The sequence below is a fragment of the Devosia sp. Root685 genome (assembly GCF_001427875.1).
In the GTDB taxonomy this organism is placed as follows: Bacteria; Pseudomonadota; Alphaproteobacteria; order Rhizobiales; family Devosiaceae; genus Devosia.
Genome location: NZ_LMHK01000002.1, coordinates 1,151,510 through 1,172,286, shown reverse-complemented (window position 1 = coordinate 1,172,286; position 20,777 = coordinate 1,151,510). Strand labels below are relative to the sequence as shown.

Annotated in this window: 20 protein-coding genes; 7 read left to right on the top strand and 13 right to left on the bottom strand. The window is 61.6% G+C overall.

The genetic code is table 11. The features are described from left to right. Positions 1-33: 33 nt before the first annotated feature. The 4 genes from mutT to ASD83_RS13885 form a co-directional block, all read right to left on the bottom strand. On the bottom strand, positions 34-444 hold the full coding sequence (gene mutT / locus ASD83_RS13900) for an 8-oxo-dGTP diphosphatase MutT (protein ID WP_056311808.1): 411 nt from the start codon (positions 442-444) through the stop codon (positions 34-36). After that, positions 441-1,199, bottom strand: coding sequence for a GNAT family N-acetyltransferase (locus tag ASD83_RS13895; protein WP_162249167.1), 759 nt, complete (start codon positions 1,197-1,199; stop codon positions 441-443). Before ASD83_RS13895 ends, mutT begins: the two co-directional genes overlap by 4 nt. Before the next feature lie 139 nt (positions 1,200-1,338). After that, positions 1,339-2,574 (bottom strand): bifunctional glutamate N-acetyltransferase/amino-acid acetyltransferase ArgJ, encoded by a 1,236-nt coding sequence (argJ, locus tag ASD83_RS13890; protein WP_056311805.1) that lies wholly within the window; start codon positions 2,572-2,574, stop codon positions 1,339-1,341. A gap of 129 nt (positions 2,575-2,703) precedes the next feature. After that, a complete protein-coding gene (locus ASD83_RS13885; protein ID WP_156385960.1) occupies positions 2,704-2,934 on the bottom strand; it encodes a hypothetical protein in 231 nt (76 codons plus the stop codon). A 99-nt stretch (positions 2,935-3,033) separates the two neighbouring features. On the opposite strand from ASD83_RS13885, the gene ASD83_RS13880 reads away from it, so the two are divergent. Continuing rightward, a complete protein-coding gene (locus ASD83_RS13880) occupies positions 3,034-3,657 on the top strand; it encodes a TetR/AcrR family transcriptional regulator (RefSeq protein WP_056311801.1) in 624 nt (207 codons plus the stop codon). A 195-nt stretch (positions 3,658-3,852) separates the two neighbouring features. On the opposite strand, the gene ASD83_RS13875 is transcribed toward ASD83_RS13880, so the two are convergent. Beyond that, positions 3,853-4,779, bottom strand: a complete 927-nt coding sequence (locus ASD83_RS13875; RefSeq protein WP_244489174.1) for a peptidylprolyl isomerase — start codon at positions 4,777-4,779, stop codon at positions 3,853-3,855. Positions 4,780-5,232: 453 nt separating this feature from the next. Between ASD83_RS13875 and secA the strand changes: the two genes are divergently transcribed. Further along, the gene (gene secA / locus ASD83_RS13870; protein ID WP_056311799.1) at positions 5,233-7,932 is read left to right on the top strand and encodes a preprotein translocase subunit SecA; all 2,700 of its coding nucleotides are present in this window, start codon (positions 5,233-5,235) and stop codon (positions 7,930-7,932) included. A 244-nt stretch (positions 7,933-8,176) separates the two neighbouring features. Here secA and ASD83_RS13865 read toward each other — a convergent pair whose 3' ends face one another. The 5 genes from ASD83_RS13865 to ASD83_RS13845 all read right to left on the bottom strand — a co-directional run bounded on the left by ASD83_RS13865 (position 8,177) and on the right by ASD83_RS13845 (position 13,725). After that, positions 8,177-9,166, bottom strand: a complete 990-nt coding sequence (locus tag ASD83_RS13865) for an esterase-like activity of phytase family protein (protein WP_056311796.1) — start codon at positions 9,164-9,166, stop codon at positions 8,177-8,179. Beyond that, positions 9,166-11,052 (bottom strand): cobaltochelatase subunit CobT, encoded by a 1,887-nt coding sequence (cobT, locus tag ASD83_RS13860; RefSeq protein ID WP_056311794.1) that lies wholly within the window; start codon positions 11,050-11,052, stop codon positions 9,166-9,168. The genes ASD83_RS13865 and cobT overlap by 1 nt, the downstream gene beginning before the upstream one ends. A 2-nt stretch (positions 11,053-11,054) precedes the next feature. Further along, positions 11,055-11,807: a class I SAM-dependent methyltransferase gene (locus tag ASD83_RS13855; RefSeq protein WP_056311792.1), complete on the bottom strand. Its 753-nt coding sequence runs from the start codon at positions 11,805-11,807 to the stop codon at positions 11,055-11,057. Between the two features lie 182 nt (positions 11,808-11,989). Further along, positions 11,990-12,973: a cobaltochelatase subunit CobS gene (gene cobS, locus ASD83_RS13850; RefSeq protein WP_056311789.1), complete on the bottom strand. Its 984-nt coding sequence runs from the start codon at positions 12,971-12,973 to the stop codon at positions 11,990-11,992. A gap of 125 nt (positions 12,974-13,098) precedes the next feature. Next, positions 13,099-13,725 carry a J domain-containing protein gene (locus ASD83_RS13845; protein ID WP_056311787.1) on the bottom strand — a complete coding sequence of 209 codons (627 nt, stop codon included), beginning with the start codon at positions 13,723-13,725 and terminating at the stop codon, positions 13,099-13,101. Positions 13,726-13,766: 41 nt separating this feature from the next. Here ASD83_RS13845 and ASD83_RS13840 point away from each other — a divergent pair, with 41 nt between their 5' ends. Then, complete coding sequence (locus ASD83_RS13840) at positions 13,767-14,030, top strand: BolA family protein (protein ID WP_056311786.1); 264 nt, start codon at positions 13,767-13,769, stop codon at positions 14,028-14,030. 102 nt (positions 14,031-14,132) lie between these two features. Here the strand turns inward: ASD83_RS13840 and aroB are convergent, their stop codons facing one another. Next, on the bottom strand, positions 14,133-15,245 hold the full coding sequence (aroB, locus tag ASD83_RS13835; RefSeq protein ID WP_056311784.1) for a 3-dehydroquinate synthase: 1,113 nt from the start codon (positions 15,243-15,245) through the stop codon (positions 14,133-14,135). A 10-nt stretch (positions 15,246-15,255) separates the two neighbouring features. Next, complete coding sequence (locus ASD83_RS13830; RefSeq protein WP_056311782.1) at positions 15,256-15,831, bottom strand: shikimate kinase; 576 nt, start codon at positions 15,829-15,831, stop codon at positions 15,256-15,258. Positions 15,832-15,959: 128 nt separating this feature from the next. On the opposite strand from ASD83_RS13830, the gene ASD83_RS21565 reads away from it, so the two are divergent. From ASD83_RS21565 to ASD83_RS13815, 3 genes are all read left to right on the top strand, one after another. After that, entirely contained in the window at positions 15,960-16,178 is a 219-nt protein-coding gene (locus ASD83_RS21565; protein ID WP_056311780.1) for a hypothetical protein, read from the top strand. Continuing rightward, positions 16,175-17,080 carry a site-specific tyrosine recombinase XerD gene (locus ASD83_RS13820; RefSeq protein ID WP_056311778.1) on the top strand — a complete coding sequence of 302 codons (906 nt, stop codon included), beginning with the start codon at positions 16,175-16,177 and terminating at the stop codon, positions 17,078-17,080. The genes ASD83_RS21565 and ASD83_RS13820 overlap by 4 nt, the downstream gene beginning before the upstream one ends. 157 nt (positions 17,081-17,237) lie before the next feature. Next, complete coding sequence (locus ASD83_RS13815; RefSeq protein ID WP_056311777.1) at positions 17,238-18,191, top strand: acetyl-CoA carboxylase carboxyltransferase subunit alpha; 954 nt, start codon at positions 17,238-17,240, stop codon at positions 18,189-18,191. Between the two features lie 245 nt (positions 18,192-18,436). Here the strand turns inward: ASD83_RS13815 and rpmE are convergent, their stop codons facing one another. Beyond that, a complete protein-coding gene (gene rpmE / locus ASD83_RS13810; RefSeq protein WP_056311774.1) occupies positions 18,437-18,658 on the bottom strand; it encodes a 50S ribosomal protein L31 in 222 nt (73 codons plus the stop codon). A gap of 210 nt (positions 18,659-18,868) precedes the next feature. On the opposite strand from rpmE, the gene ASD83_RS13805 reads away from it, so the two are divergent. Then, positions 18,869-20,686, top strand: a complete 1,818-nt coding sequence (locus ASD83_RS13805) for an ABC transporter transmembrane domain-containing protein (RefSeq protein WP_056311772.1) — start codon at positions 18,869-18,871, stop codon at positions 20,684-20,686. Positions 20,687-20,777 lie beyond the last annotated feature (91 nt).

The window sequence follows — 20,777 nt, the reverse complement described above, 5'->3', positions numbered from 1 at the left end:
CTCAGGATGAGGGCTACTGCGTTAGCCACTCCTTTAAAGCAGATCACACAGCGCCGCGATCAGCGGCTCGTCGGCGGGCGGCATGGGGTAGTCGCGCAGAGCCTGCGGGCGGACCCACTTTAATGCCTGATGTTCCTTGGCGATGGGCGTGCCTTGCCAGCGGCGGCAGACATAGAGCGGCATCAGCAGGTGCATATGCTCATAGGTGTGGCTGGCAAAGGAGAGCGGGGCGAGGCACGCTTCCTTGGTTTCGACATCGAGCTCTTCGCGCAGTTCGCGAATGATGGCGGCTTCCGGGGTTTCCCCCGGTTCGACCTTGCCGCCGGGGAATTCCCACATATTGGCCATGTGCTTGCCCTCGGGGCGCTGCGCGATCAGCACGCGGCGGTCGGTGTCGATAAGCGCGCAGGCGACGACGAGCAGGATCGGCTTTTGTTCGCTCATTTGGGCGCCCCCGGAATGCGATAGTGGTAGTCGTATTGGTGGGTAAAGCCGAGGTTTTGGTAGAGGGCCTGTGCGGCGGGATTGTCGGCCTGGACGTTGAGGGCGGCTATCGTGGCGCCCTTTTCGTGGGCCCAGTTGAGGCCGGTGCGCATCATGGCTGATGCGAGGCCCTGACGGCGGCGCGTCGGGTCGGTGATGACATTGCCGGTGATGACGATGTTGTTGGAGATGGCCATGAGGCCCGAGGCCACCGGCTCGCCGTTGCGGTAAATGACGATGCCGGTGGCCGGCACTTTCATGACGGCAAGCAGAGCTTTCATCCGGCCCATCTCGGCTTCGTCGGCCGCCTTCAGCTTTTGTTGGGCCGTGAGAAAGTCCGGGTCGAGAAGCGGCAGGAGTTTGCCCTCTGCGTCCGGCTCCTGCGCGGCAAGCGGCATGGCGTAGAGGTGGGAGTGGTCGATCTCGTCCCAGCCGGCATCCTCAAGCGCTTCATTGAGCGCTGGGGCGGAAAGGGGCGTGATGCGAAAGACGGGTTTTACGCCGCGGACGATTAGCCAGGAGCTGGCGCCGATAATGCGGTCTTCTGCACCCTCGTTGTCATTGGGATCAAAGCACTGGGCCGAATTGGCGCGCTTGGTATAGCCGCCCGAAGCGCGGCGCACCCAATTGCCATCCCATTTGACTTCGATGCCGGGCCAGGCTTCGAGGCCGGCGCGTTCGAAGGTTTCGACGGAGGGGAGGGGGGATTGGGTCATCTTTTTCTTCTTTGTCGTCCAGCCGCCGGCTGTCATCCCGGACTTGATCCGGGATCCATCTTGAGATCTCAGGATGGGCCCCGGCCTTCGCCGGGGTGACATCGAGTGGGTGGGGTTAGGCCAGTGCAAGGGCCGAAAATCAGCTCCTGTAGTCGCCGTTGATGGTGATGTAGCCGTGGGTGAGGTCGCAGGTATAGACGGTGGCTGTGCCCTCGCCGAGGCCGAGGGAGACGGTCACTTCGAGTTCTTCACCCTTCATATAGGCCGAGGTGGCGGCTTCGTCGTAACCCGTGGCGCGTTCGCCGTTTTCGGCGACGAGCAGGTCGCCAAAACGGATGGCGAGGCGGTCGCGGTCGGCGGGTTCGCCGGCTTTGCCGACGGCCATAACGACGCGGCCCCAATTGGCGTCTTCCCCGGCAATGGCGGTCTTGACCAGCGGCGAGTCGGCAATGGCCTTGGCGATGCGGAAGGCGGAGGCGTCAGAGGTGGCGCCTTCGACATTGACGGCCACTTGCTTGGTGGCGCCTTCGCCATCGCGCACGGTGAGAATGGCGAGTTCGAAGAGAACGTCGAAGAGCGCCTCGCCAAAAATTTCGGCGCGCGGGTCTTCGATCGTGGTGATCGGATCGAGCTTGGCCTTGCCGGTGGCAAAGGCGAGGAGCGTATCCGAGGTCGAGGTGTCGCTGTCGACGGTGATGGAATTAAAGCTCTTCTGGACATGCTTGGAAAGCAGGGCCTGCAGCACCTCGGCCGCGATGGGCATGTCGGTGACAACGAAGGAGAGCATGGTGGCCATATCGGGCGCGATCATGCCCGAGCCCTTGGCGATGCCGTTTATTTTGACCTCGACACCATCGATGTCGAGCACGGCGCCCGACAGTTTTGGAAACGTGTCGGTGGTCATGATGGCCTTGGCCGGCTCGATCCACGGGGTCTCAGCGAGACGCGTCGCGGCTTCATCGAGAACGCCGGCAAATTTGCTGGCCGGGAGCGGCTCGCCGATGACGCCGGTCGAAGCGAGGAAAATTTCGTTCGTGGCGCAGCGGAGCGCCTTGGCGGCGTAGTCGGCGGTCAGGAAGACGCTGTCCTTGCCCTTGGCGCCGGTAAAGGCATTGGCATTGCCCGAATTGACGACGAGGCCGCGGGCTTTCCCGCCCGGCAGGTTAGCGCGGCACCAGTCGACGGCGGCGGAAGAACATTTTGAGCGGGTCAGAACGCCGGCAGCGGTGGTGCCTTCGTCAAAGGCCATGAGCAGCACGTCGGTGCGGTTCTTGTACTTGATGCCGGCTTCAGCCGTCGCATAGCGCACGCCCTCGATGGCGGGCAGGTCCGGATAGGATTTGGGGGCAAGCGGGGAAACCGGATGGGCAGCCATGGCGCAAAACCTTGAAGAGGCAAACGAGGATTTTGGTGTGCCTCAAAGGTGTGGCGGGCGCAAGCTTTGCCGTGTGCCGAAGGCCAAAAGGCTCCGGTGGAGCCTTTTGAACGGCGGTCTTTCTAGGGTTCAGGCCAAAGCCTTCTTCTTGCCGGCGATGAAGGCGCCAAAGCGGGTCTGGATGAAAGGCACGATGAAGAAGACGATGGTGGACGCCATGAAGGGCACGAGGATCAGGCTGCGCTGCCAGAATTCCCAGCCGGGAGTGAAGGCAGCAACGATACCAGCGTAAACGACGACGACGGGATAGACCGCGAAGGTCATAAGCAGGGCCATACGGGCACGGGCGGAGAAGGGCATTTTAGACCTCTATCGAAACGGTACGTTCCGTTATGTATCGAAACGAGCCGTTTCGTTCAAGTCTTTTCTTTGGGATATTTTTGTCCCATATAGAGAGCCATGGAAACGAGCATTGAAGACACAGACGAGGGCGCCCGCCGCTCGATTGGCGCGCGGCGGAATCCCGCGAGCCAGGAGGCCATTCTCGATGCGGCCGAAACCGTGCTGCAGGAGAGCGGCATAGGCGGCTTTTCCATCGAGGCGGTGGCGCGTCGCGCCCGGGCCGGCAAGCCAACCATCTACCGCTGGTGGCCCAATCGCACCGCGCTGATGCTCGATGTCTATCAGCGCTTCAAGAATGCGCGCGGCTTTCCCGATACGGGCACGCTGCGTGGCGACCTCGTGGCTCTCCTTGAAAACCACCTGCTCGGTTTCTGGAAAGACAGCCTTTGCGGCGTGGTCTATCGCGCGATCATTGCCGAAGCGCAGAGCGATCCGGATGCCGCTGCGGTGCTGTTCGCCTATCAGGCCGAGCGCAAAAAGGCGACGGCGGTGATCGTGGACCGCGCCAAGGCGCGTGGCGAGGTCTCTCAAGACGTGAACGGCGAATTGATCGTCGACATGATCGTGTCCTTCGCTTGGCACCAACTTCTTATCGGGCGGGTCGAGGAAGCGATGAAGGCTATCGACGGGGTGGTTGATGGAGTGCTGATGGGATGCGCGGGGTATCAGCGGAAGGCATAGGGCACCCCGGCCTTCCATTCTCTCTCCGCGTCATTCCCGCGAAAGCGGGAATCTCTGCCTCGCTAAACGGAGATTCCCGCTTTCGCGGGAATGACGCCGAGGGGAGAGACGACTCCGGTACGTGCCGATACGTCCTTCCAAAACAAAAAGGCCACCCAGTCGAAACCGGGTGGCCCGAAATTCCAAAAACCAAAATTACTGCTGTGCGGCTTCGCCTTCGGCGGGGGTTGCCTGGGCGGCATCCTGGGCGTCCATGGCGGCCTTGAGCTCGGGATCGGTGACGTCGATGGTGACGCCGGCCATCAGTTCTTCGACCTTTTCGTTGAAGACGCGCATCAGCACCTGCTGCTGGATTTGCGGGGCGATCTGTTCGAAAGCCGGCGGGCTCGATTCCCGCTTTTCGTCGAGCTTGATGATGTGCCAGCCGAACTGGGACTGCACGGGAGCCGAGACATCGCCCGGATTGGCGAGCGCGAAGGCGGCGGTTTCAAATTCGGGGACCATCATGCCCTTGGAAAAGAAGCCGAGATCGCCGCCATTGGCGCCTGAACCCGGATCGATCGACTTTTCCTGCGCGATGGTGGCGAAATCGCCGCCGGTATCGAGTTCGGCCTTGATGGCGTCAGCCTCTTCCTTGGTTTCGACGAGGATGTGACGGGCGTGGACTTCTTCGGCCGGCTTGAAATCGGCGACGAACTTGTCGTAGTCGGCGCGCACGGCTTCCTCGGTCACCTGGCCGGCAATGGCGTCGGCAAAGTAGGCGCGGCGCAGGGCGCGTTCCTTGAGATAGTTGAGGCGCTGGGCGAAAAGTTCGGTCTGGTCCATGCCCGCGGTCTTGGCGGCGCCGGCCATAACCTTCATGTCGATAAGGACGCGCAGCAAAAAGGCGCGGCGCTCAGGGGCCGGCATCTGCGCGAGGTCCTGGGCCAGGTCTTCGGCGGCAAAGCTGAGATCGGCTTCGGTGATGGATTCCCCACCAACGGTTGCGACGACGGTTTCAGGCGCCACTTCTGCGGCCGCCGGGGCAGGGGCTTCCTGGGCGAAACTGCCGATAGCAGGCGCGGCGCCGAGAAGCGCTGCAAGACAGATGGTGCGCAACAGGCGCGAGGAAAGCTTCATCATGAGCGTCCTGGATCTCCTTGGCCGGTCCGAGGGGGCCGGGCATGATCAAACGGGGCGGCGGGCCCGGAAAGTGCCGTGCCTCACACAACAAGGGGGCCAAATTGTGCCGGTTTCGGGCAGCTTTCGGTCGGCCTTGGGAAAGGCCTCATCCGCCATGCGCCTGAGGTGTCGCCCATTTCGCCAACATTGACAAGACACCCCCTCACTCTTACATCTCAGCCGCTTTTTCAAAGCGTGGAGCATGGTTGCCGCACCGGCCCTTGTCCTCCACGGATCAATCCACACGGGGAGCCAAAAAGGCCTCCCAGAGTTGTGACGAGGCGAGATGGGCCGCTGGCGCCCCCGGAGCATTCCATTGGTTCGCTGAACCAGAGGGGGGTCCGGGTTCGAAAACGCTCTCAAGCAAGCCGCCCGCCCCTTTCGCCACGCCACTGAATTTGAAGGATGACACGAATGGCTCTAGCTGCGCTCGCCCGGCGGATTTTCGGATCGCCGTCGGATCGGCAGGTCAAGCGCTACCAGGGCAAGGTCGCTGCGATCAATGCGCTGGAGCCCGAACTCGCCAAGCTCACCGACGACGAGCTGAAAGCTCGTACCGTTGAATTCAGGGCCCAGCTCGAAAAGGGCGCCAGCATTGACGACCTGATCGTGCCGGCCTTCGCAACTGTTCGTGAAGCGAGTAAGCGCGTGCTCGGCATGCGCCACTTCGACGTGCAGCTGATCGGGGGCATGGTGCTCAACGATCGCGCCATCGCCGAAATGCGCACTGGTGAAGGCAAGACGCTGGTCGCGACCCTCGCGGTCTATCTCAATGCGCTCGCGGGCAAAGGCGTGCACGTCGTGACCGTCAACGACTATCTCGCCCGCCGCGACGCCGGCTGGATGGGGCAGATCTACAATTTCCTCGGGCTTTCGACCGGCATTATCGTTCATGGCCTGACCGACCAGCAGCGCCGCGAAAACTATGCGGCCGACATCACCTACGGCACCAATAACGAATTCGGCTTCGATTATCTGCGCGATAATATGAAGTATTCGCGCGCCCAGATGGTGCAGCGCGGCCACTCCTTCGCCATCGTCGACGAAGTCGACTCCATCCTTGTCGATGAAGCCCGTACGCCGCTGATCATCTCCGGCCCCTCCGAAGACCGGTCCGAACTGTATATCAAGATCGACGCGCTGATGCCGATCATCGGGGAAGGCGATTTCGAACTCGACGAAAAGCATCGCGCCGCGACCTTTACCGACCAGGGCGTCGAAAAGCTCGAAGCAGCGCTTGCCGAAGCGGGGCTCCTCAAGAGCTCCTCGATGTATGACGTCGAAAACGTCGCGCTGGTGCATCATGCCAATTCGGCGCTGCGCGCGCACAAGCTCTTCCGCAAGGACAAGGATTACATCACCCGCGATACGCCCGAAGGCGGCGAAGTGGTGATCATCGACGAATTCTCGGGCCGCATGATGCCGGGCCGTCGCTATTCCGAGGGCCTGCATCAGGCGCTGGAAGCTAAGGAACGCGTCAAAATCCAGTCGGAAAACCAGACGCTGGCCTCGATCACCTTCCAGAACTATTTCCGCCTTTATGAAAAGCTCGCCGGCATGACCGGTACGGCGGCGACGGAAGCGGAAGAATTCGCCGACATCTATAGCCTCGGGGTCGTCACCATTCCGACCAACCTGCCGGTGCAGCGTATCGACGAAGACGATGCGATCTATCGCACGGCGGCGGAAAAATTCGACGCGATCGCGGAATTGATCAAGGAATGCCAAGAGCGCGGCCAGCCGGTGCTCGTGGGCACGACGTCCATTGAAAAATCGGAAATGCTGGCTGACATTCTTCGCAAGAAGAACGTTGGCCAGATGAACGTGCTCAACGCTCGCCACCACGAGCAGGAAGCCTTCATCGTCGCCGATGCGGGCCTGCCGGGCGCCATCACTATCGCCACCAATATGGCTGGTCGCGGTACCGACATTCAGCTCGGCGGTAATCTCGAAATGCGCATCGAGCGCGAGGCGGGCGAACTTGAGGGCGCGGCACGCGAGGCCAAGATCGCCGAGATCAAGGCGACCATTGCCGAAGAAAAGCAGAAGGCGCTGGCTGCCGGCGGCCTGATGGTGATCGGCACGGAGCGGCATGAATCTCGCCGTATCGACAATCAGTTGCGCGGCCGTTCGGGTCGTCAGGGCGATCCGGGCCACTCGAAGTTCTACCTGTCGCTGCAGGACGACCTGATGCGCATCTTCCCGGTGGAATCGATGGATTCCATGCTGGGCAAGCTCGGGCTGGAACAGGGCGAAAGCATCACTCACCCATGGGTGACCAAGGCTATCGAACGCGCCCAGGGCAAGGTCGAGTCGCGCAACTTCGACATCCGCAAGAACATCCTCAAATACGACGACGTGATGAACGATCAGCGCAAGGTGATCTTCGAACAGCGCCTCGAATTCATGGATGCCGAGGACGTCAGCGAGACCATTGCCGAGATGCGTCACGACGTGGTCGACAATATCGTCTCCAAGGCCATTCCCGCGCGCTCCTATCCCGAACAGTGGAAGACCGAGCAGCTCGAAGCCGCCGCCAAGACCTATCTCAATGTCGAAGCGCCGGTCAGCGAATGGGCCAAGCAAGAGGGCATCGAGGCCGAAACGGTCGAGACCCGCATTCGCGAGGCGGCCGACGGGGTCATCGCGGCCAAGACGGAGAAGTATGGCGCGGTCATGCGGCAGGTGGAAAAGTCCATCCTGCTGCAGTCGATCGATGGTCTCTGGCGCGAGCATCTCGTGATGCTCGACCACCTCTCCAAGGTCGTCGGCTGGCGCGGTATCGCCCAGCGCGATCCGCTGACCGAATACAAGCAGGAAGCCTATGAGCTATTCCAGGCCCTCCTCGTAAACCTCCGCGAACTCGTGACCACGCAGATGGGTCATATCGAAATCCAGGTGCGTCCTGAGCCGACCCCGGCCATCGATCCGGCTCTGTTGGCGACGACCCATATCGACCCGACGACGGGCGAAAATGACGCCGTGGGTGACGATTCCGACGTCGGGGCTCTCGCGCCGCTCGATCCGAAACTCTTGGTCGGCCTGTCGCGCAATGCGCCTTGCCCCTGCGGTTCGGGCAAAAAGGTCAAGCACTGCCACGGCGCGTTCGTGTAAGCGCTTAGGGTTCTGGAATTTGGGCTCCGGGATTTCCGGAGTCCTTTTTTGTTTTCACACGCTCGGTTTCCCTTCTCCCCTTGAGGGAGAAGGTGCCCGTAGGGCGGATGAGGGGTATTCTTGCTTGCGCCCAATTCGCTCCTCTGCGGAGGAGGGATACCCCTCACCCTGAATAATCTGCTGAACGCAGATTATTCGGTCCCTCTCCCTCAAGGGGCGAGGGTAGGGCCGGTGCCTGGGGCTGCTACTCCGCCAACGAAAACTCCAGCAACAATTGCCGCTGCCAGTCGTTGAAATTGTTGTCCGAGCCCATAAAAATCCGGGTCTCGCCGCCCGGCGTTACGTGCACCATGATCGATTCCATATTGTCGATCTCGGCGCCCTCGGCAGACAGGAGGAGTTCGCCGGCCATGAGATTGCCAGGGCGCACCTCGGCGGCGGGGACGCGGCGGAGGTTCATGACGAAGCTGAAGAGCGCGACGCCGCGTTCGAGCACGAGGAGATCGCCATTCGGGAGGAAAGCGCAGTCGGTGGGATTGACGACGGGCGAGTTGACATAGGCCACCGGACCCTTGTCGTTTTGGCCGAGAAAATGACCACGGTGATTGCCGTTCTCGTCGAGCGCTTCTTCGGTCAGCAAAAGCGTAGAGCCGGCAATGGGCGAAGCGGGCGGGGCGATGCAGATGGTTTCGAGGGACTTGTTGGTCCGAAGATCGCTCAGCCAATCGGGAATGGAGATTTCGCGGGCCGGGCCCCCGGGGCGGCTGTCGGTAATGGCGAAATCGGCGACGCGGGTGAGGTTTTCAAAACTGACGCGGACGGCGACCGGCACGCCATCGCGATAAACCGTATCCATGCCCTCGGCATCCCGCGCATATTGGCGGGGCAGGGGCGCGCCTGCAGAATTCTGGATCGGGTCCATGGTGACCCCGATCAGGCTCAGCAGACGATCCTCCTGATCATAGGCGAGTTTTCCCGAGACAAACTGCCCGCGATCGCTCACGAAGGCGATATTTTGATCCGGGCCGGTCACGGTGGCGCTCGAAAGGCCGCCGAACATGTCGTCCTGCGATTGCAGCGTCAGGCCGCCGCGAAAAATGAGCTTATCGACCGGCTGATCGAGCCCGACGCCCTTGAAACGGCTGACCTGGGCCGATGTCACGGTGACATCGACCGCGAGAGCCGGCTGGGCGAATAGCGCAACGAAGGCTATCGGGGCCCAGCGCCGCAGCATCAGCGACCGCGCCGCCTTGCGGGCCCAGGCATTTCTTCATCGAAGAGCGCGGCCAATTCGTCGGTCAGGGCGCCGGCGAGCTCTTCTGCGTCGAGTAGGGTGACGGCGCGACGATAGTAGCGCGTCACGTCGTGGCCGATGCCGACAGCGACGAGCTGGATTGGCGAGCGGGTTTCGATGTCTTCGATCACCTGCCGGAGGTGGGCTTCGAGATAATTGCCGGCATTGACCGACTGGGTCGAGTCATCGACCGGCGCGCCGTCGGAAATCACCATGAGGATGCGGCGCTGCTCGGGGCGGGCCATCAGGCGCTTGCGTGCCCATTCGAGCGCTTCGCCGTCGATGTTTTCCTTGAGAAGGCCCTCGCGCATCATCAGGCCAAGATTGCGCCGTGCATGGCGCCATGGCTCGTCGGCGGCCTTGTAGATGATGTGGCGCACGTCGTTGACGCGGCCGGGATTGGCCGGACGATTGGCCTCGAGCCAGGCTTCACGGCTCTTGCCGCCCTTCCAGGCGCGGGTGGTAAAGCCGAGGATTTCCACCTTGACGCCGCAACGCTCCAGCGTGCGGGCAAGAATGTCGCCGCAGATGGCCGCAATGGTGATCGGGCGCCCGCGCATCGAGCCGGAATTATCGATCAGCAGCGTGACGATGGTGTCGCGGAAATCGGTATCGTTCTCGACCTTGAAGCTGAGGGCCTGCATGGGGTCGGTAACGACGCGGGTGAGGCGTGCGGTATCGAGGAGGCCCTCTTCGAGGTCGAACTGCCACGAGCGGTTTTGCTTGGCCATCAGGCGGCGCTGCAGCTTGTTGGCGAGGCGCGCGACGGCACCGGCGAGGTTTTCGAGCTGCTTGTCGAGAAGGCTGCGCAACTGATCGAGTTCGTCGGGCGGGCAAAGCTCGGCCGCCTTCACCACTTCGTCGAATTTTGTGGTGAAAACCTTGTACTGGAACTGGTTGGACAGGCGCTCGCCGCCGTCCTTGGCCGGAGGCGGCATGGGCGCGTCTTCGCCGGCTTCTGCCTCGGCGTCGTCGTCGACATCGGCCATGTCGGCTTCCATGCCTTCGACATCGCCGGTTTCTTCGCTTTCGCCCGACTGCTGGTCTTCTTCGCTCTCAGCTTGCTCGTTCTCGCCTTCGCCCTGTTCGGGCGACTGGTCAGAGCCCTGCGCCTGTTCGGGCTGGCTGTCGTTGGCGTCGTCCTCGTCGGACGCGTCCGGGTCTTCCATATCGCTTTCGGCGATCAGGTTGAGGTCGCGCAGCACCGCTTTTACGGCCTTGGAGAAATCTTCCTGGTTCTCATAGGTCGCGAGCAGCTTGTCGATCGAGGTCGAGGCCTTGGCTTCCACTTCCTTGCGCCAGAGATCGACCAGCGCATGGCCCGAGGGCGGCACGGGGACACCGGCGAGCTTTTCGCGCAGCATCAGTCCCAGCGCTTCGGCGAGCGGAGCTTCGTTCTTGTCGTCGATCTCAGCGAAATTGGCACGAAAAAGCCGGTCTTCCAGCATTTCGTGGATGTTCCCCGACATGCCGGGCATGCGGATGACGCCAAGGCTCTCCACACGCGCTTGCTCCAACGCATCGAAAGCGGCGCGGGCCTGCGGGTCCATTGGGCTACGCTTGCGGTGCGTATCAGGGTCGTGGCTGGCGAGCCGCATGGCCATGGCATCGCCCTGACCGCGGGCAATGGCGATATCGCGCTTGGTGGGCAAGCGCGGCAGATTGGCGAGACGCGCCTTGTCCGAAGTCAGCAGCGGCCGGTCGGCGGTGAAAGTGACTTCGAGTTCGGCCTTGGCCCCGATGGCGCGCACCGTGGCGCCCATGGCCGATTTGAAGGCCTGGGTCTGGTCGGGCTTGTTGGGCTTGCTGCGCGGGGGCTGTGCCATGGTCAGGTCCGGTGGGTAGAGGGCGCCAGATGCGCCGCCAATAGGAGTAATTGTGGGCGGGTCTTCTCGTCCACCAAGGCGGGATTAGCGGCGATCCGCTCATCCGTTGCCGTCCATTCGTCGATTGCCTGCAGCATGAGCCCATGGCGGTGCATGGTCATGATCAGGGTCGAGAGTTTGCGGTGATATTTGACGATGCCCTCGGTAATCCAGTTCGATTGGCGCGGGCCCTCCACGGCATAATCGTAGAAGGCGAAGACGCGGGTGCCGTCGGGATCACTGCGGAAATCGGGTTCGGCGCGGGCGGCCCAGACCGGGTGTTCGGTCGTGATGACGAGGTCGCCGCCCTTGGGGCCAAGGGCACGCGTGACCATAGCGCAGAAGCGGTCGAAATCGGCGAGGTAATGGATGGCCAGCGCAGAATAGACGAGATCGAAGGCGGCGGCCTCCGGCTCGTAGCTTTCAAGGTCGGCCTGTTCATAGGTGATCGGCATGTCGCCGGAGCGCTCGCGGGCTGTCGCCAGCATGTTTGCGGAGAGATCGACGCCATGAACGCGGGCGGCGCCATGCTCGACGGCATAGCGCGGGAAGGCACCAAAACCGCAGCCGAGGTCCAGCACGCTAAGGCCTGCCAGAGGAGGAAGCATGGCTTCCACATCGCGCCACTCGGGCGCGCCGGCAAGGCCCAGTCGCGAGCGCGAAATCTGGCTGTAGCCTTCGAAGAAGGCCGCATCATCGTAGATGTTCTGGGCCATGGGATTTGTTCCCGTTGCGAAAAAGGCCCCTCACCCGGCCCTGCGGGCCTGCCATTCGAGCATAGCTCTCATGGCCTTCTCATTTCAAATCGCTCCACCGGAGCGATTTGCCCTGCGGGCCAATTCGAAGTCCCCCTTGGGGGAGAGGTCGCCGCAAAGCGGCGGGTGAGGGGGCCTTGTATTTAAGCCGTCACGGCCAGATTGGCCGAGGATTCGGGCAGATCTTCGCCGAACACGCGCTGGTAGAACTCGGCGACCACAGGGCGTTCGAGTTCGTCGCACTTGTTGAGGAAGGTCAGGCGGAAGGCGAAGCCGACATCGCCACCGAAAATTTGGGTATTTTCGCCCCAGGTGATGACCGAGCGCGGCGACATGACGGTCGACAGATCGCCATTGATGAAGGCCGAGCGCGTCAGGTCCGCGAGGCGCACCATGTTGGAGACCAGCTTCTTGCCCTTCTCGGTTTCGGTGAAGGCTTTGTTCTTCGCGAGAACAATGCCGACTTCCTTGTCGTGGGGCAGGTAGTTGAGCGTCGTGACAAGGCTCCAGCGGTCCATCTGACCCTGATTGATCTGCTGGGTGCCATGATAGAGGCCCGACGTATCGCCGAGACCAATGGTATTGGTGGTCGAGAACAGGCGGAAGGCCGGGTGGGGCACGATGACGCGGTTCTGGTCGAGAAGCGTCAGGCGGCCGGACTGTTCGAGCACGCGCTGGATCACGAACATCACGTCCGGGCGGCCGGCGTCGTATTCGTCAAAAACGAGGGCGATATTGTTCTGCACGGCCCAAGGCAGGATGCCGTCGCGGAATTCGGTGATCTGCTTGCCGTCCTTGAGGACGATAGCGTCCTTGCCGACGAGATCGATACGGCTCACGTGGCTATCGAGATTGACGCGGACCAACGGCCAGTTGAGGCGGGCGGCGACCTGTTCGATATGGGTCGACTTGCCGGTGCCGTGATAGCCCTGGACCATGACGCGGCGGTTGAAGGCAAAGCCGGCCAAAATCGCAAGCGTGGTGTTGCGGTCGAACAGATAATCCGGATCGATCGGCGGCACGTGGTCGGTGCGCTCTTTGTAACCCTTGACCACCATGTCGGTATCGATGCCGAAAAGGTCGCGTGCCTTGTAATCGGTGTCGGGCAGATTGGTGAATTCGGTCATGGCAAGGGCTCGTGGATCGGGGGATTTTCTTTATGCAGGAGGCATATTCGCCGTGGCTCTATAGCAGCATTGCTGACGTGCCGGTAGCCAAGTTGTCACGATAGCGTCTTGCGCGGGATGCGGGACTATTTGGCGACAAAACCCACTTTCTTGAGGTGGCTATAGGCCGCGATGATGGTGCGGAGCTTTTCTTCCGAAGAGCGATCGCCCCCGTTCACGTCCGGGTGGTGGACCTTTACCAGGTTCTTGTAAGCCGCTTTGATATCGTCGGATTTGGCATGGCCGGAAAAGCCAAGCTGCTCGAAGGCTCGCCGGTCGTTCTCGTTGAGCGGTTTTACGCGTTCGGCGGCGGGCGCCTTGGACTGGCGGTGGCGATACTTGGCGAAGACGCCAAATGGGTCGCCATATTTATCGCCGGGGCGCATGGTTGCCGGCTTTGCCGAGGCGCGGGCATTTTGCGGATTGCCGGTGGCAAAGCTCGAGCGCGACTCCGCCTTGGGCGGGGTGGTCAGGGCTTCGTCCAACTCGTCCTGGCTCATGCCGGCGAAGAAATTGAAGGCCTTGTTGTAGTGGCGAACGTGTTCGAGGCAGAAGTGGTGATACTGCCCTTCGCTGCGCGGCCCTTTGGGCGCACGGTATTCCCCGGCCTCGTCGCAGCCTTCCCATTCGCAGGAAAATTCAGCCGGCTCGGGCTTGTCTTCCTTGCGCGGTCGAATGCGAATTCCATCGAAGAGCTTGGATTGCTGTTTCATAGCGCCTAGTTAAATGCCTAATTTTCAATCGGAGACCGGCCATGTCCGTGCGGGACATAATCGTAGCAAAACTCACCGAGCGGTTTTCACCCCTCCACCTCGATGTGATCGACGAATCGAACAAGCATTTCGGCCACGCCGGTTGGCGCGAAGGCGGCGAAACCCATTTTCGGGTGAGAATCGCGACCCGCAATTTTGACGGCTTGAGCCGCGTCGCGCAACACCGCGCCGTGTTCGAAGTGCTGGATGCCGAGCTCAAAGATCGGGTCCATGCGCTCAATATCGAGGTTTTGCCCTCGACCTAGGTCTATTCAACCACTCAGCGTCATTCCCGCGAAAGCGGGAATCCCTGTTCGAAAACGGAGATTCCCGCTTTCGCGGGAATGACACCGTGGGTTGGACGTGTCTTACCCCCGCATCTCTTCCAAAAACGCCGAAACCTTGGCCGGATCGACATTTTTTTCGATGAAAGCCTGGCCGATGCCGCGGGTGAGAATAAAAGTCAGCGCGCCGCGCGAGACTTTTTTGTCCTGCGCTATGGCGGCCATGAGGGTTTCGGTGGAGCCGAGGGTTCCGGGGATGTCAGTCAATGTGGTGGGCAGGCCCGATTTTCGCAAGTGGGCAGCGATGCGGCCTGAATCCTGACCCGGCGCGAGGCCGAGGCGATTGGAAAAGGTATGGGCCAGGACCATGCCGATGGCAACGCCTTCGCCGTGAAGGAGGCGGTCGGAGTAGCCAGTGTCTTTTTCGAGCGCATGCCCAAAGGTGTGGCCGAGATTGAGAAGGGCGCGGACGCCGATCTCTTTTTCGTCCTCGATGACGACGCGGGCCTTGTGGGCGCAGCAGCGGGCGATAGCTTCGCCGCGGGCCGGGCCACCTGAGAAAATTTCAGCGTGATTGGCTTCGAGCCATTCGAAGAATTCCGGGTCGTCGATCAGGCCATATTTGACCACTTCGGCATAGCCCGAGGCGAACTGACGCTGGGGCAGGGTGTCGAGCGCGGAGAGATCGGCCAGCACCAGTTTGGGCTGGTGGAAGGCGCCGACGAGATTTTTCCCGTGCGGCGAATTGATGCCGGTCTTGCCGCCGACCGAGGAATCCACCTGAGCCAGGAGCGAAGTCGGCATCTGGATGAAATCCATGCCGCGGCGGGTGATCGAAGCGGCAAAGCCGGCGAGATCGCCGATGACCCCGCCGCCCAGCGCGATGACGAGGTCATTGCGCTCGAGCTTTGCGGCGAGGAGCCCTTCGACCACGTTTTGCAGCTGTTCCCAGCTTTTGGTGCTTTCGCCTGATGGGACGGTGATCGTCTGATGGGCGAGGCCAGCCTTATCGAGACTCGCCGTCAGTCGCGGCAATTGGGCTTTGGCGACTTCGGTATCGGTGACGATACCGTAGCGGCGGCCGGGAAATTTTTCGGCCAAAATGGCGCCGGCATCGTCGAGCAGGCTCGGGCCGATCAGAATGTCATAGGCGCGCTCGCCCAAGGCGACGTGCACTGTGTGGGAAATGTCGGCCATAGCGAAACTTTCAGCGCAGGTGATGCAGAAGGGCGGAGATGACGTCGGCGGCCACATGGTCCTGCGGCACGTCGCGGCTCAAGACGGTGACATCGGCCTCGGCATAGATGGGGTAGCGGTCTGCGATCAGCTTTTCGAGCGTGCCCTTGGGATCGGCGGTTTTGAGCAGCGGCCGATTGGAACGGCGCGAGACGCGCTCGAACAGCACATCGAGATCGGCCTTGAGCCAGACCGAGATAGCCCCGGCCTTGACCAAAGACCGCGTCTCGGGATTGACGAAGGCGCCGCCGCCGGTTGCGAGCACCAGGTCGTTTTCTTTGAGGAGGCGCGAAATCACCCGCATTTCGCCGGTGCGGAATTCGGGTTCGCCGCGCTGCGCGAAGATTTCGGGAATGGTCATCTGCGCGGCTTTTTCGATTTCCTCGTCGCTATCGAGAAAGCGGCGGCCCAGGCGCGCCGCCAAGCGGCGGCCGACCGTGGTCTTGCCCGCGCCCATCATGCCCACGAGGATGAGAGGCCTGCCGCCCAGCCGCTCGATGAGGGCCTTGGCGCGCGCCGATCGCGCGGCGGTATCCGTTTTGCTCAAGAAGGCGCCCTCCGAACTTAAGGCCGGTTGAAGCGATACGGCCCAAAGCTGTCAAGCGCAACGCGATTTTGCCTACCGGATGGAAACCTTTCTGTGGCAAAGTTTCTCACGAAAACGCCGGAAAGCTCATGCCGACACTCTTTCGCCTCTTGATCACCATTCTGTTCCTGGCTGGCCTCGTCTATGCGGGGATGTTTGCGCTCGTCTCCTTTGTCGAGCCCAATCCCAAGGACGTCACCCAGCGCATTCCGACGCGTGAGCTTTTGGGCGAAACGGCGCCGAGCCGGCCGGTGGGCATGCCGACGCCAAACGTGACCAGCACCCCGGCCACACCGCCTGCCCAATGAGTCATCTCATCGGCGCATTTCTTGAAATGATGAGCGCCGAGCGCGGCGCGGCGGCCAATACGATTGCGGCCTATCGGCGCGATCTCTCCAATTATGCCGGCTTTGTCGCAGGGAAAAAGCAGACCCTCCTCGATTGCCCGCGCGAAACGGTGATGGGGTATCTCGATGGGCTCAGGGCCGAGGGTCTTTCGGCCTCGTCGAGTGCGCGGCATCTCTCGGCCATTCGGCAGTTTCACAAATTCTTGTGCGCCGATGGGATCAGGGGCGATGATCCCACGCGGATCGTTTCGAGCCCCAAGACGCGACGGCCGCTGCCCAAAGTGCTGTCGGTGGCCGAGGTTGATAAATTGCTCACCACAGCCGAGCAGTCCGCCAGCAAACCGGCGAAACCTGCCAGGGAAGAAGCGGCACGGCGGACCTATTGCCTCCTGGAACTGCTCTATGCGACCGGGCTGCGCGTCTCCGAACTTGTTACTTTAAAGCGTGCACAAGTGATGCGGGAAGGCAGCTTTATTACCGTCACCGGCAAGGGCAACAAGGACAGGGTCGTGCCGATGAACGACAAAGCGCGCGATGCGGTGCGCGCTTGGGTGGCGACCCTGCCCAAGGACGCCAAGTGGCTCTTTCCGGCTAAAGGGGAAAGTGGACATCTGGAGCGGCAGGTTTTTGCGCGGGATCTTAAAGACGTTGCGAAAGATGCCGGCATTTCGCCTAGCCGCGTGGCGCCGCACGTTCTGCGCCACGCTTTTGCAAGCCACCTCCTTGCCGGGGGCGCTGACCTCCGCGTCGTGCAGATGCTCTTGGGGCATGCCGATATTTCGACGACGCAGATTTATACCCATGTGCTCGATGAAAAACTGCGCAATCTCGTCGAAACGCACCATCCGCTGGCCGGTGGATAGGGTCATGCCTGTGGGAATGGAGGAGAAATCCCAAGCATTTCCCTTCCAAAACTTGACTTGGCATTGAACCATCGCCACTTTCCGGCCACTTTAGGGCGCAAGAGCCGTGGCCCAGAACAATCCGGGTCAACACACAAGACCCTTACTGGCGGGTGGGATGCTGTCTTATCTCGATTTTGAAAAGCCGGTCGCCGATCTCGAAGCAAAGATCGCCGAACTTAAATCCCTCGCCGCGACCGATCAGGCCGTGTCCATCGACGAGGAAGTGAACCGGCTTTCTGCCCGTGCCGACGAGGCGCTGGTGGAAATCTACAAAAAGCTGACGCCCTGGCAGAAGACCCAGGTGGCGCGCCATCCGCAGCGGCCGCATTTTTCCGATTATGTGTCGACGCTGATCACCGAATGGACGCCGCTGGCCGGCGACCGCAAGTTCGGCGAAGACGCGGCGCTGCAGGCCGGCTTTGGCCGCTTCAACGGGCTCCCCGTGGCCGTCCTCGGCCAGGAAAAGGGTAATTCGACCGAGACGCGCCTCAAACACAATTTTGGCATGGCCAATCCCGAAGGCTATCGCAAGGCCGTCCGCATTATGGACATGGCCGACCGGTTCAATATTCCGGTGATTTCCTTTGTCGATACAGCCGGCGCCTATCCCGGCATTGGCGCGGAAGAGCGCGGCCAGGCCGAAGCCATTGCCCGCTCGACCGAAAAGGGTCTTGAGCTTGGCGTGCCCAATATCGCCATCGTCATCGGCGAAGGCGGTTCGGGCGGCGCTATCGCCATTGCCACGGCCAATCGCGTGCTGATGCTCGAAAACGCCATCTATTCGGTGATTTCGCCCGAGGCCGGCGCCTCGATCCTTTTCCGCGACGCCGCCAAGGCGCAGGATATGGCCACGGCCCAGAAGATCACGGCGCAGGATCTGCTCGCGTTCAAGGTGATCGACGGCATTATCCCCGAACCGACCGGCGGCGCCCATCGCCACCATGGTCAGGTGATGGATTCGACGCGCGTCGCCATTTCCGATTTTCTGGCCGAATTCGCACCGAAATCGCGCTTGGAAACGCGCGAGCACCGTCGCGAAAAGTTTTTGGCGATCGGCACGAATATCTAGGGCGCGGCTTTTTCAGCCACGAGATCAGAACGCGGCCTCTTCTATGGGCCGCGTTTTTTTGTGCGTTTTAAACGCCCCAGTGGCCCTCATGGTGAGGTGCGAAGCGCAGCTTCGCCTCGAACCACGAGGGCGTGCCCGAATGGCTTAGTGCCACACCCTCCGACAAACATGTGCAAAATCGCCAAACAACAAAAAACCCGGCACAAAGGCCGGGCTTTTCCAATTCTGTCGCCGGAACCGTTTCTTTAGAGGCCAAGGCCCTTGAAACGTTCCTTGAAGCGGCTGACGCGGCCGCCGCGGTCCATCAACTGGCCCGTGCCGCCGGTCCAGGCGGGGTGGGTCTTGGGGTCGATGTCGAGCTGAAGCGAATCGCCTTCCTTGCCATAGGTCGAGCGGGTCACATAGCTGGTGCCGTCGGTCATCACGACGGTGATGTTGTGGTAGTCGGGATGGATATCGGCCTTCATCGTATTCGCCTCAAATCAAACGGGCGCCGTGGCGCCCGGAGAGCAGGAAACTTGTGTTGCCGGGGTTCTTACAGAATGAAGCCCCAATAGGCAAGGGCAGGGGAGCGGCAATTTTACCCGTTTTCCGGCTGTTGCTCCATGCAGGAGCGAAGCCTATATCCAAGCGGCCGCCTAGAGGTGGCTTTGCGCAATCGGAATGCGGCACTCCATATGACCGACCAGGCCGCTCCGGCGGAAAATAACAGCGACACGGTGATCTCTGCGGCCAAGCTGCAGCCCAGGCGCCTGTCGCCGCTGCGCCAGCTTTTGCCGTTCGTCCTCGCCTATCCGGTGCGGCTGACGCTGACGATACTGTTTCTCCTCACTTCCACCATCACCTCGCTCGCCATTCCCGCCATGCTCGGCGGCGTGGTCGATCAGGGTTTTGTGGCGCAGAACCTCGACAAGGTCAGCCAATATGGCCTGCTTATTATCGCCATTGCCGCGGTGATGGCGGTGGCGAGTGGGGCGCGCTTCTATTTCATTTCAGTTATCGGCGAACGCGTCCTTGCCGATTTGCGGCAAGCGGCGTTCAGCCATCTTCTCCGCCTCGATGCGCGCTATTTTGATACGACGCGCGTCGGCGAGCTGACGAGCCGCCTCAATAACGATGTCTCCATCATCCGCAGCGCGGTGGGGTCGAGCTTCTCGCTGGCCCTCAGGTCCATGGTCACCATAATCGGCGCGCTGATCATGATGATCCTGACGAGCCCGGTTCTTACTCTGGCTGTGGTCATCGCCGCGCCGCTGATCCTGATCCCGGTCGTCGCCTATTCGCGACGTCTGCGCGGTATGTCGAGCAAGGCCCAGGATGCACTGGCAGAACTCTCCGCCATGGCGACGGAAATGCTCGGCGCGACAAGGACGGTAAAGGCCTTCACCCAGGAGAAGGTACAGACAGAGCTCTATGACCGCCGCAGCGAGGAAAGCTATCAGGCCGAACTGCGCCGGCTGAGCGCCCGCGCCATCCTCGTCGCTCTTGTTATCTTTCTTGGCACAGCGGCGCTTGTCGGTCTTGTCTGGTGGGGCGCCAGTGCCGTGTTCGACGGTTCGGTCACCGCCGGGCAATTGGCGCAGTTCATGATCTATGCGCTGATGGCGTCGGGCGCCCTCACCAATGTCTCCGAAGTCATGGGGGCGCTGCAGACCGTTGCCGGCTGCACTGAGCGGCTGATGGAAATTCTTTCCACCAAGGCGACGATCGAAGACCCCAAGAACCCGGTCGCCCTGCCGCTGCCGCCGCTTGGAACCGTTGCCTTTGAGCATGTCGCCTTCAGTTACGACACGACCCAGCCCGGCCGCGTGCTCGACGATGTGAGTTTTTCGGTCGCCAAGGGCGAGACCGTGGCGCTGGTCGGTCCCTCGGGCTCGGGTAAATCCACGACACTTTCGCTGCTGCAACGCTTCTATGACGTTACCGGCGGCACCATCCGCGTCGATGGCGTCGATATTCGCGATACGCGTTTGTTCGATCTGCGGCAGCGCTTTGCCTATGTCGAGCAGGAGCCGACGATCTTTGCCGGCACGATCTCGGAGAACATCCGCTTCGGCAAGCCCGGTGCGACCGATGCCGAAGTCGAAGCAGCGGCGCGTGCCGCGCTGGTGCACGATTTCGTCGTCGATCTGCCTTCGGGCTACGATACGATCGTGGGCGAGCGCGGTGTCATGCTTTCGGGCGGCCAGAAACAGCGCCTCGCCATTGCCCGCGCCATTCTCAAGAACGCCCCGATCCTATTGCTCGATGAAGCGACCTCGGCGCTCGATGCGCAAAGCGAGCGGCTGGTGCAATTGGCGCTCGAACACCTGATGCAGGGGCGCACGACCTTGGTCATCGCCCACCGCCTCGCCACCATCCGCGATGCCAACAAGATTCTTGTGCTGGAAGCGGGCAGGATTATCGACCAGGGCACGCATCAGGAATTGGTGGCCAAGGGCGGGCGCTATGCGGAACTGGCGAAGTTGCAGTTCCGGGGGGATGTTTCGCTGTAACTATAGACCACACTCGATGTCATTCCCGCGAAAGCGGGAATGTCATTTGTGTCTGGTGTCTGCCAAGACGCTGGCCCGGGGTCTCGCATGG